The sequence below is a fragment of the Fibrella aquatica genome, assembly GCF_041321135.1.
GTDB lineage: Bacteria > Bacteroidota > Bacteroidia > Cytophagales > Spirosomataceae > Fibrella > Fibrella aquatica.
In genome coordinates this window covers 78,937-91,573 of sequence record NZ_JBGGWF010000008.1, presented here as the reverse complement: position 1 = coordinate 91,573, position 12,637 = coordinate 78,937, and the positions used below count along the sequence as shown (strand labels likewise).

Genomic DNA, 12,637 nt, shown 5'->3' with positions numbered 1-12,637 from the left:
GAAACTGAATAATTGACCAGTGGTACGGGCTCTGGTATATTCTTTGTAGCTTTAAGTAAGGCTATACCCTACCCTGCCGCTATGCGCTTTCTGCTACTCTGTTTCGCTCTTTTTCTAACGTACCTATCCTGCTCGGCTACACCTGGTAACCGAACAACTGGTATTGTGTTTGTTGAAAACAAGGGGCAATGGAATTCCGACGTTTTGTTTCGCGCCGATTTACCCGGCGGTTACCTTTTTCTCAAAAAAAACGGACTGCATTATTCCTTCTACGATTCTCGCGAAACAGCGCGTCGCCATGCTGCCCCCGCCCCAACTGAACCTGTTTTACCCACTATTCGCGCCCATGGCGTTGAAGTTTCGCTGCTCAATCAGACCGGCCATGCCCGCATTGAAGGCATTAACCCGGTAGGTACGTTCTACAGCTATTTTACGGGGAAAGATCCATCGCGCTGGGCAGGTGGCGTGCGGGGGTTTCCCGAGATTATTTACCACGACGTATACCCCGGCATTAATCTGCGCATCTATGCCTACTACCAGACACTAAAGTATGAGTTCGTGGTGCAACCCGGCGCTAATCCAGCGGTTATCAAGCTGGCCTATTCGGGTGCAGATCAGCTTTCACTGACCGATAACCGGCTCATTATTAAAACATCAGTAAATGAATTTCGGGAAAATGCACCGTACAGCTTTGTTACACGAGCCGAGAAAGCCACTGAAGTACCAACCCGCTGGGCACTGGATGGACAAGTAGCCCGGTTCGAGTTTCCGACAGGATACGACAGCACACAAACGTTAACGGTTGATCCCGAATTGGTATTTACAACCTTCTCGGGCTCGATAGCCGACAATTTTGGGCACGCCGCTACCTACGATTCGGAAGGGAATACCTACATAGCCGGTTCGATCTGGGGCGCCAATTTCCCTATAACAACGGGCGCTTTTCGGGTCGATTTTGCCGGACAAACAGATGTTGGGGTCATGAAGTTTTCGGCCGACGGTTCCCGATTAGTATATGCTGTTACGCTTGGCGGGGCCGGAGCCGACCTGCCCCACAGTACCGTTGTTAATAGCAAAGGCGAACTGATTGTGATGGGTAGCACCGCCTCACCAAACTTCCCTACATCACCGGGGGCCTTCCAGCGCACGCTTACCTCAAGGCCTGGTGGCGGCACATCTGTATACGGCACTTTTCTGACCTATCAGGTTGCCAGTGATCTGTTTATCACCCGAATTCAAAGCGAAGGCAGATCACTAGTAAGTAGTACGTTTTTGGGTGGATCTGACAACGACGGCTTGAATTTATTTCCAACCCCGTCGACCAATGTGCTCAATTACGCCGATGAGTTCCGGGGTGAAATTATTGTTGATCAAAATGATGATGTGTATCTGGCTAGCACATCGCAGTCGACCAATTTCCCGGTAACAGACGGGTCCAGCCTCTCGGGTTTTTCCGACGGTGTAGTCTGCCGATTGTCCGCCGATCTTACTCAACTCCGCTGGTCTACACGCATTGCGGGAAATAGCACCGATGAGGCGCACGGACTGCGTCTTTCGCCCGATGGTTCGCTGTACGTCTGCGGCACCACCTACAGCACCAATCTGGGCACTACCGGCAGTCTGCAACCCAGTCTGGCCGGTTTGAACGATGGTTACCTAGCCCGGTTGATCAACGGCAAAATCACGGCCTTCACGTACCTGGGAACACCTTTCTCCGACGTGGCTGATCTGGTTGATATTGGTCCCGACAACATACCCCACGTTCTTGGCTTAACCAAAGGGCGTTACCCCGTATCGGCAGATGTATATAACAACGCACGAAGCGGCCAGTTTATCCACGCCCTGTCGCCCGATCTGACCCGTACCGTTTTTTCGACAATTATTGGTACCGCGCGAGCATTACAGACGAACGGATCTATCACAGGCCCTGATATTGCACCCACTGCTTTCCTGGTAAATGCTTGCGGTAACATATACATAGCAGGCTGGGGTGGAAGCGTTAATATCAACAATGGTTATAACCCCTTCAGTACCACAACAGGCCTACCCGTTACCGTCGACGCATACAAGGCAACAACAAGTGGCAGCAACTTCTGGATTGGCGTGCTGGAGCGTGGCGCTAAATCACTATTATACGCCACCTTTATGGGCGATAATCGTTCCCCCGCCAACGCAACAGACGATGGTGACCATGTAGATGGAGGAACCTGCCGATTCGATAGAGACGGCACTATTTACCACGCTGCCTGTAGCTGCCGAACCAACCTGTTTCCAGCCACCGCTACGGCCTGGTCGAAAACGCGGGGCAATGCCAGTTGCAACAACATTGCCTTCAAATTCGATACCGATAAACTACAGGCCGCTTTCGACACCTACGAGGGCACCAAAAAGAACGTAATTCAGGGCTGTGCGCCGCTGACACTGAATTTTCAGAACACCAGCATTGGCGGGCGTCGCTATGAATGGCAAATCGCCGGAGCCGTACAATCCACCGATCCGCGTTCAACGGTCTATACCTTCGATAAACCTGGGCAGTATGTCATTAAACTTCGGGCTTACAATCCGCTCAACTGCAAGTTGGTAGACTCTACCCAACAGGTTATCAACGTGTTTCCGTCTGCTTTTCGAATCAGTAAAGACACCACACTCTGCGCCGATCGGCCGGTATCGCTCACGGCGCAGGGCGGGGTAACGTACCTGTGGTCGCCAGCAGCCGGGCTAAGTAATCCGGCATCGGCCAGTATTGTGGTTACGGCCAAAGCCACTACCACATACAGTGTATCGATCACCAACGAATATGGCTGTTCAGTAAACCGAACTGTGACCGTTGGCACCGATAACTCCTTTTTGCCCAACATTCAGGTTGAATCTAAGCCCGACTGTAGTAAGCCTACCCGGCTTGCATTCACTAATTCAACCGTGGGAGCCGATCAGTTTTTATGGGTCATGGGCAACGGTGATTCGCTTCGCACGCGGGTGCCCGAGAACTTTCGCTACCCGCGATCAGGTACGTATGAAATTGTAGTGACGGCCACCAAAAAAGACTGTGCGCTGTCGTTGAAATTGCCTATCATTTACGAGGATTTCAGCCAGATTCCCAACACCATTACAGCCAACGAAGACGGCAAAAACGATGTATTTGATGTTGGCTTCTCTGGCGCCAAACTCGACATCTATAATCGTTGGGGTAAACTGCTTTTTAAAACAGACAATTACGCCAATGACTGGGGCCGCAAAACGCCTCACGGCACTTATTTCTACCTCCTCACCACCCCCGGCGGAAGTCAGTGTAAAGGTTGGATTGAGGTGTTGGAGTGAAGGTTGATACCTATTGTTCAATGTTCAACGTCTAAAGTCCAAATAGCTTCGCAAGCATACCAGAGTTCAACAAAGCGAAGCGCCTTAGACTTTGAACATTAGACTTTGGACATTGAAGGCTAGACATTGAACGCTAAACTTTCCCCTATCTTTGCTTATCAAACACACAAACTCATATGAAACTCGTTGCTACACTGGCCCTTATGCTGGGTCTGACTTTTGGAGCCGCTGCGCAGGACTCTTTTCACGGTAAGAAAATCAAAGAGAAGGGAGCTCTTCCCGCCACTCAATTGGCTACCGTGATGGCCGACAAAAAAGAGATGCCCGCTAAAGTTGAAGGCACGGTTGAATCGGTATGTAAAGTGAAAGGCTGCTGGATGAAAGTGAACACTGTCGATGGGCAAACCATGCGGGTATCCTTCAAAGATTACGGCTTCTTTGTGCCAAAAGACATCGTGGGTAAAACGGTTGTTATTCAGGGCGTGGCTCAGCAAAGCCTGACTCCGGTAGATGAATTGCGGCACTATGCTGAAGATGCCGGTAAAAGCAAAGAAGAGATCGCAAAAATCACCGAGCCCGAGAAAGCCCTCACCTTTGTGGCTGATGGCGTGATTGTGAAGAAATAATAAAATCGATCCCAACCTCCCGAATAGGGTAAGGGTCTTGTGAAGCGTAGTCGAAGGCATTGAGATGTATCGACTACGCTTTTTTTAATGTAAAGCTGATTTATTATGGAATACCTCCGCCCTTCTATCGCCGCTTTCTTACTTCTATCGACGCTGCTTTACGCCTGTAAAACCGCTGAGGTGGCGCCTACTAATCGAGTAGCGCTGAAAGCTGATCAGTCTGCCCGGTTACAAAATAACGTCACGGTGCGCGTTGACTCGCTAACTGACAGCCGTTGCCCGGAGGGAGTTACCTGTATCTGGGAAGGCAACTCAGTTGTGAACACAACCCTGTCGAAAGCCGCCGACAAAGCGCAGGTACGTTTGATATTAGGCCGCGACATTACGGCGAAAGGCAATCATCCGAGAGCTGATTCTACCTCAGTGGTGCTTGTCGGAGAAACCTATAAAGTCGTTTTGCGCGATGTGACCCCTTATCCCAGTGTTAAGCAACCCGCCTCGCCGGCAACACAAGCCATCATCGAGGTATCGAAACTATAGCATTACCGGTTACTCTCTGGCTCTAAATCTGGTCATCTTTATGAAACGTCCTGCCGCTTTTCTGCTCGCCGCCCTCACGTTGATCGGTGCCTGTAAATCTACCGAACCGATCATCCCGATCCCTACTGATCACATTGTGCTTCGGCAAGGCCAATCAACGATTACATCAGCAGGCGTAACGGTTTTTGCCGACACGGTCAATGTATTTATTTGCCCCAAAGATGCCTCCTGTTTCGCTCCCGACAATCTGTCAGCATCGTTGCGGCTGGTGCGCAATCAGGAAACCCGGTCAGTGAGGCTATTTGCCTGGTTTGGAGGTTCAACACGCCGCAATGGCGGTATCAGCGATTCAACGAGTGTTCTGTTCGGTAATCGGTTGTATAAAGTGATCTTGACAGGACAATATACCGGCGAAACTACGGCAGGTGTTACGGGCCGGGCTCTGTTGCATGTGGCGCTCCTGGATCAGTAAGAGAAACACCACAAACCTGAAAGTAAATCCGAGCCCTGATTTGCTTTCGGGGGCATGAATCTTATTACTCCCGGCACGTTTCGCTGGCGAATGGTCGCGCTTCTGTTCATCGCAACCACCATCAATTACATCGACCGGCAAGTACTCTCGTTTACCATGACCGATGAGCTTTTTCGCAAGGAAATGCTCGGTCTGTCTCCAACCGATATTCTGACGCAGGAGCGTATCGATCAGTTTCGGGTCGAGTACAGCAAGGTCGATTCAGCGTTTAAATTTGCGTATGCCATTGGGTTGCTCTTCATGGGCTGGCTCATCGACCGTATTGGCACCAAACGAGGTTTTTCGTTGGGCATTGTGGTCTGGAGCATTGCCGCCGTAGGTACGTCGGTGATACAAACCCTCTCGGGGCTCACCTTCGCCCGTGTTGCGCTTGGGCTTGGCGAAGCCGCCAACTTCCCGGCAGCCATCAAAACTGTATCGGAGTGGTTTCCGCGTCGCGAACGATCCTACGCCAATGGTGTCTTCAACGCAGGCACCAACGTCGGTATTATTCTTACGGCTCTATTTGTTCCCCATCTGATTCTAAATTATGGCTGGCGGAGTTCGTTTTTGGTCACAGGCCTGCTAGGGTTCGGGCTTCTCATTCTCTGGTGGTTCACTTACTCCAAACCGCACAGAAACAAACACGTCACTCCTGCCGAACTGGCGTATATCCAAAGCGACGCCCCTAACGAACCTCCACTTCGGGTATCATGGATGCGGTTACTGTCGTTTAAACAAACCTGGGCCTATGCCATCGGTAAATTCATGGCCGACCCCATCTGGTGGTTCTACATGGCGTGGCTCCCCGATTTCTTCAACTCCAACGATTCGCTCGATCAAAAGCTTGATCTAAAGTCGTTCGGTGTTCCTTTTCTGATCATTTACGTAGTTTCCGACGCGGGCAGTATTTTCTTCGGCTGGCTCAGTACGCAACTCATGAACTCAGGCTGGTCGGCCAATCGGGCGCGCAAAACAACTATGCTTATCTGTGCCCTCTGCGTGGTGCCCATCATGTATGCGTCGGAGACTAATAGTCTGGTAATCGCCATTTCGCTTATCTCACTGGCCACGGCTGCTCATCAGGGCTGGTCGGCCAATATGTATACCTTCGCCTCCGACCTTTTCCCGAAAAATGTAACGGCCTCGGTCACCAGTATTGGCAGTATGTTTGGTGCTGTAGGTGGTATCTTGCTGGCACGCTATTCCGGCGATATTATCAATTCGGTTGGTTACCAACCACTCTTCATTATGGCCGGTTGTACCTACCTGCTGGCCCTGTTACTTATTCACCTGGTGCTCCCTAGACTCGAACCCGTTTCTGACGAAGAGTTAGCCCCCGATTTTACCTTAACCCGGTAGTTTTATTCATTTTTTTACACAATTCGCAAGGAATCAGCCGAATATAGGTGCGTGTAAGCGCCGTAGGCTTATTTTTAGCTAAGAATCAGTAGGCACACTGAACAGACGAATCAGTTGCCCTTTATTTTGCCCCATGAATCAACTCCCATCATCTGTCATCTCAGCCGTCGGAACGCCCACCGCAGCCCTTCCCGAACGTGTTCTTCAATTTGGTACCGGCGTTTTATTACGCGGCCTGGTCGATTTTTTGATCGATAAAGCCAATAAAAAAGACGTTTTCAACGGATCAGTCGTCGTCGTGAAATCAACGGGAAACGATGTCAGTGAATTTGCTCAGCAGGAGAATCGTTACTCGGTTTGGGTGCGGGGAATTCAGAACGGCGAAACCATTGATCAGCAAACGGTTGTAACAGCCATTAGCCGGGTATTGGCCGCCCAGACCCAATGGAACGATGTACTGGCGCTGGCCCGTAAACCGTCGCTGCAAGTGGTAGTCTCCAACACAACGGAGGTTGGTCTGCAATACGTAGAAGAGAGTATTTTCCAGGATCCACCTAAATCATTTCCAGCCAAACTAACCGCTTTTCTGTACGAACGCTTCAAAGGCGCGGGTGGCTCACGCAAGATGGGCCTGGTGGTGGTGCCTACCGAATTATTGCCCGACAACGGCCTCCGACTGCGCGATGCCGTTGAGCGCACCGCCCAATACAACGAACTGGGTAAGCTGTTTACCAAATGGCTTAAGTTCCACGTCCGTTTCTGCAACTCACTCGTCGACCGCATTGTAACGGGCAAACCTGACGAGGAAGCAACGGCGCTGTTCGAACAAAAAGCGGGCTATACCGACTCATTACTAACCGCCACTGAACCCTATTATTTCTGGGCTATTGAGGGCGACGACCGGGTACGGAAGATTCTTTCTTTTGCCGAGGTAAGTCCAACGCATCTAATTATCGACGAAGACATCAGTTTCTACCGTGAACGCAAACTCCGCCTACTCAATGGCGCTCACACGTTCATGACGCCACTCAGCTACCTGCTGGGTAACATAACGGTAGAAGACGCCATGAACCACCCCTTGATGGGCCAATTGGTGACCGACCTGATGATGAACGACATTGCTCCCAGCGTACCAACCGATACGGCGGGTGATGATGGCGAAGCGGCCGTGAAGCAGTTTGCCAGCGAAGTACTTGATCGGTTCCGGAACCCGTTCAACGAGCATTTTCTCCTGAATATCACGCTGCAACAGTCGGCCAAAATGCAGGTACGTAACGTACCTACCATGCAACGGCTGGCCGAGGCTACGGGTGCTGTTCCCGACCGCATGGCACTTTGCTTTGCCGCTTTTTTACTATTCATGCGCGCCAATCGCCAAACGGATGAAGGCGATTATGTGGGCGAAATCACCGTGGGTAAGGGCGAACTGGTTTATCCAATCCGCGACGCGCAGGCGGCTTACTTCTTCGAAAAGTGGCAAGCCGTAACATCAGGCGACAGCCAATCGGTAGCTGATTTTACCCAGTCTGTACTAGCCGACAAAAACCTGTGGCAAGCTGACCTGACTACCCTGCCGGGTTTTGCCGATAAGGTAACAACGTACCTGACTACCATGCTCACAAAAGGTGTGGAGGCCGCAGTAAAACTGGTGATTAAATAAACGAACGATAAGGTGATTGGGTAAGCAAATACTTTTCAGCAGAGAATTTGCCACCCCAATCACCTTATTGTTCGGTAGATTAATAATCTACTTCGAGGCCTAACGCCTGTCGGAGTGTATGCAGGGCGGGGTTCTTTTCCGCCAGGTAATTAAACTTGTCCTGGGGCGAATAGATCATCTTTTTCACCTCGGCCATCACTACGGCATGTTCGATCTGAATTTGCCAGTTTTGCAGACTCTGCCGCAGATGAGCCAATAGTTCGGGCAGCATACTGGTGAACAGATCGGCCTGAATGTGATTATCCAGATTTATACTAACCGTGGTACCGTCGAGCGTAAAATCCCGGTTCAGTATAATCTGCTCAGTTGCATTGTCGGTTTGTACACGACGCTGACTCGCAAATTCTTTCCAGACTGCCTGTAATGCTACGGCCGTAAAGGGGTGACTGGGTCGTTCGCCAGTTACCACCGTCACTTCTGTTTCAACAACCTGGGGTTTGGCTCCAATGCCCACGGTTGAGCGCAGCCGACTGGTAGCGGGCAAGGGAGCACCGGTAGCCGGGGCTGTTGTTCGCGGAGGTAAAGGCGGCACAGCGGGGCGAGCCGGAGCCACCCGGGCAGACGGCTGGTAACTACCAACGGGCTCACTAGTGAATGGCGGCGTTTCGGCCGTACGGGCAGCCGCTTGGGTTGCGGTACCATCATCAGGCGTATCGGGCACGCTTTCCTGATCACCAACTACCCCACCACTTGCTCCTACACCAACGGCAGATTGGCCACTATCAGGGTGTGGCCGGCCGTTTTTTTTTTCGCCTTCCTGCTCGGTGCTAATGGCAATGCCGTTGGTAGCGGGTGTAGCCACCGACGTACCTGACGTACGACCGTTGACTGCTGGTTCGGGCAGGGTTTCCCAATTTAGTAGATCACGAAGGCTAGCCAGCTTCATCAGGCATAGTTCAACGTGCAGGCGCTGATCTTTAGCCTGTTTAAAGTTCATATCACATTGCCCACCAATGCTGAGCCCCGAAAGCAAAAACGATACGGGAGCCTGAGCGGCCTGATTCAGATAAAGCTGCTGTACCCGCTCGGTCACCTGAAGCAGTTGCACCGTGGCAGCATCTTTACACACCAGCAAATCGCGAAAATGGCGGTTGAGGCCTACCACAAACTGATGAGAGTCGAAGCCTTTTCGCAGAATTTCGTCGAGCACCAGCAAGGTTTGTGGCAGATTTCCCTGCAACAACAAATCTGTTAGCCGGAAATAGTAATCGTAGTCCAGAATATGCAGGTTATCAAGCACTTCCCGGTAACGTAACGTCCGATCGGGCGAAAACGTGACGTTCAGATCGAACATCGAAAGCGCATCGCGCAGGCCACCGTCGGCTTTCTGCGCAATAAGCTCCAGCGATTCCCCATCGGCCGTGACACCTTCTTTACCGGCAATATCGGCCAGGTGCGCCGCCATATCGGCCGTCTTGATTCGATTGAAATCGAAGATCTGACAGCGCGACAGAATGGTGGGTAGAATTTTGTGTTTCTCGGTGGTTGCCAGAATAAAAATGGCGTAGGTGGGCGGCTCTTCCAGCGTTTTCAGAAACGCATTGAAGGCCGCCGCCGAGAGCATATGCACCTCATCGATGATATAAATTTTATACTTTCCCGACTGAGGTGGGTAACGTACCTGATCAATCAGATTCCGAATATCATCGACCGAGTTGTTGGAGGCGGCATCGAGTTCATGGATATTGAACGATGCATTCTGATTAAAACTAACGCACGATTCGCACTGATCGCAGGCTTCTGATTCAGGCGTCAGATTGGTACAGTTAATTGTTTTGGCCAAAATTCGGGCGCAGGTGGTTTTTCCTACACCACGAGGCCCGCAAAACAGGAACGCCGAGGCTAACTGATTGGTCCTGATTGCGTTCTTGAGGGTGGTGGTGATATGCCCCTGACCAACGACTGTATCAAAGGTGGCGGGGCGGTATTTCCGGGCCGAAACCACAAAATTATCCATACTCAAAGATAACGGGAGCAGGTCGGAAAACCTATGTGGAGGGAGGAGGGGTGTTTAAAGTCCAACGTTGCGCTGCTGTGCCGAGATGGTAATCAGGCAGCGCAACGTTGGACCTTAGACATTGAACATTAAATTTTAAATTTCAACCGGCAGGTAGATGGCAAACGTGGCTCCTTGACCAGGCTGGCTAGTGGCAGTAACTGCGCCACCGTGATTTTCCACTACTTTCTGTACAATAGCCAGACCAATACCCGTTCCTTCATACTGACTACGCCCGTGCAGACGCTGAAAAACCTGAAAAATCCGATCAACATATTTTTGATCGAACCCTATACCGTTGTCTGTTAACTCAATGCATTCGTAGTACATGGATGTACGAATAGGTACAACACCCACTGGCAAGGCATCGGCCGTAATTCGCTGACTGACAATCCTGATAATGGGATGGCTGTTGAGTGGTTTGAATTTCAGCGCATTCGAGAGCAGATTCTGAAAGAGCTGACGTAGTTGCATCTCGTCGCCAGTTACAACGGGTAGGTGACCGGCATGAATTACTGCTGCCGTTTCCTGAACAGACATATCCAGATCATCGAGTACCCGCGCCAGAACATGAGGTAACGAAACCGTTCGAACATTATCGGTGCGGGTTGCCAGCCGCGAGTAGGCCAACAGGTCACGAATCAATCCCGACATTCGGTTGGCCGCCACCTGCATCCGGGTAATCAGGCCAACGCCTTCCTCCTCTAGTATACCTGAATACTTGTGCTGCAATACATCACCGAATGATTGAATTTTGCGGAGCGGTTCCTGCAAATCGTGGCTAGCCACATAAGCAAACTGCTCCAGGTTGGCGTTCGAGCGTTTCAGTTCATCAATCGTCTGTTCGAGTTGATGCTGTAATTTTTTCAGCGCCGTATAATCGGTAAAGGTGACCAGAATAGCATCACCCATTTTTGTCACCATTATATCCAGCCATGCATCGATTCCGCCTCCATCGTAGTGAAAATCAAACCGATGAGTTTGTCCCGTAACATATACATCCCGATACTTATTAAACAGGCCGTTGTTCAGGTAATCGGGAAACCATTGGCTGCCCAACTCGCCAATAATCGCTGTTGGTTCTTGCCCAACATACGTACCCAGTTGCTTGTTGGCCACTTTAAACCGGAAATCAACAATTTCCTTCAACCCGTTCAGAACCGGTGTAAACAGAAAAATACCCGTCTGTGAGGTGTCAATAACCGTTGTCAGTTCGCTGGCAGCATCTTCAATGGCCCTATTGGCCAGTTTCAAAGCGGTCACATCATTAAACGTCACTACAAACCCATCGCCTAGCTGCTGCGCCGAGATCGTTAACCAGATATCCAGGCCATCGTGTTTGTAATATACTTCTCTGCGACCCGGCTCTCCTGTCTCGGTTGTGTTTACATACAAATCGAACAACCCGGTTTCCCAGTTTCCGGGAAAAACAGTGTACAGTCGTTCCCCCGTCAGGTTATCGACGGGCATATTCAGTATGGCATTACACGCTTTGTTGATGATCAGGAAGCGGAAGTCGACAATAGCGTTGGTTACTTCGTGCCGAATGGCTTCGAAAGCCATGATTCCACTTTCTGAACTGTCGAGTATTCGATTGAGCAATTCTGTCTGTTTCCGGGTTTGGGCGGCTTGCTGCTCAATGTTTTGCTGCGCGTGTTTCAGCAATGTATAATCGGTAAACGTCACGAGCACATCTTCGTCGAGCCTTACGCTTTGCACGTCAAACCAGACATCGAAACCATCCACGTTGTAATTGATATCAAACCGTTGCGACTCGCCGGTCAGGTACGTATGCAGATAGTGATCGAAAAGGCCCGTTTCGCGGTAGCTAATAAACCACTCGGAGGCAACGGCACCAATGAGCCGGTCGGGGGTTTGCCCAACCAACGCGGCCACCATCCGGTTAATGGTCTTAAACCGAAAATCGATGATCTGCGCTCCGTTATCATCAAAAACAGGGCTGAAGACGAAAATACCCGTTTGCGAATGATCAATTACCGCCTGTAAATGAGCCGTTTGCGCAGCCATCGCTCTATCTGACTGAATTTGCTCCGATACGTTCCGGGCCACACTCAGCACACCGCCATTCATGGGCTGATGGGTGATAGAATACCACCCATCGAGCACTTCATTAAAATGCGTGTAGGTCTGCGAAACGCCCGATTGCAACACCTGTACTAAGAGATCGAAGTGCTTCTGAAAATAAGCAGGTCTGACCTGCGTACTGTTTAAAAACAGCTCTCCCGGTTCAAGTGGGAAACCGGACTTCCTGGACTGGGTACGTATGATATCATTGACATAAACAAATTTAAAATTAACAACCTCATTGCTAGAACTATACACTGGCTTTAGCCAGGAAATCCCTTCTGGCAGTACGTCTAGAAGGGCAGACAGAGACAGGTCATTCGTTTGATCGGGTACCATCAATAGTGGTTGAGTAGCCTCAATAAGTTGGCTTGACATACAGTGCGCAGATACTGCAAGGTACAACTAGCCTACGGATAGCGGTTCCAGATGCGAGAATTTTAAACAGCCACCGCCGTTTGTTACCTTTGATAATCCAA

General features: G+C 50.6%; 8 protein-coding genes. 6 read left to right on the top strand and 2 right to left on the bottom strand.

The features are described 5' to 3' along the window. Nucleotides 1-81: 81 nt before the first annotated feature. From ACAW87_RS17870 to ACAW87_RS17845, 6 genes are all read left to right on the top strand, one after another. Nucleotides 82-3,318, top strand: a complete 3,237-nt coding sequence (locus ACAW87_RS17870) for a DUF7948 domain-containing protein (RefSeq protein ID WP_370725004.1) — start codon at nt 82-84, stop codon at nt 3,316-3,318. 176 nt (nt 3,319-3,494) lie between these two features. Continuing rightward, complete coding sequence (locus ACAW87_RS17865; protein WP_370725003.1) at nt 3,495-3,944, top strand: DUF4920 domain-containing protein; 450 nt, start codon at nt 3,495-3,497, stop codon at nt 3,942-3,944. Nucleotides 3,945-4,049: 105 nt separating this feature from the next. Next, complete coding sequence (locus ACAW87_RS17860) at nt 4,050-4,484, top strand: hypothetical protein (protein WP_370725002.1); 435 nt, start codon at nt 4,050-4,052, stop codon at nt 4,482-4,484. Between the two features lie 40 nt (nt 4,485-4,524). Further along, complete coding sequence (locus ACAW87_RS17855) at nt 4,525-4,956, top strand: hypothetical protein (protein WP_370725001.1); 432 nt, start codon at nt 4,525-4,527, stop codon at nt 4,954-4,956. A 54-nt stretch (nt 4,957-5,010) separates the two neighbouring features. After that, nucleotides 5,011-6,357, top strand: coding sequence for an MFS transporter (locus tag ACAW87_RS17850; RefSeq protein WP_370725000.1), 1,347 nt, complete (start codon nt 5,011-5,013; stop codon nt 6,355-6,357). 133 nt (nt 6,358-6,490) lie between these two features. Further along, the gene (locus tag ACAW87_RS17845; protein ID WP_370724999.1) at nt 6,491-8,017 is read left to right on the top strand and encodes a tagaturonate reductase; all 1,527 of its coding nucleotides are present in this window, start codon (nt 6,491-6,493) and stop codon (nt 8,015-8,017) included. Nucleotides 8,018-8,096: 79 nt separating this feature from the next. On the opposite strand, the gene ACAW87_RS17840 is transcribed toward ACAW87_RS17845, so the two are convergent. Both ACAW87_RS17840 and ACAW87_RS17835 read right to left on the bottom strand, forming a co-directional pair. Next, a complete protein-coding gene (locus ACAW87_RS17840; RefSeq protein WP_370724998.1) occupies nt 8,097-10,034 on the bottom strand; it encodes a DNA polymerase III subunit gamma/tau in 1,938 nt (645 codons plus the stop codon). Between the two features lie 135 nt (nt 10,035-10,169). Further along, nucleotides 10,170-12,536 (bottom strand): PAS domain-containing sensor histidine kinase, encoded by a 2,367-nt coding sequence (locus ACAW87_RS17835; protein ID WP_370724997.1) that lies wholly within the window; start codon nt 12,534-12,536, stop codon nt 10,170-10,172. Between the last annotated feature and the right edge of the window lie 101 nt (nt 12,537-12,637).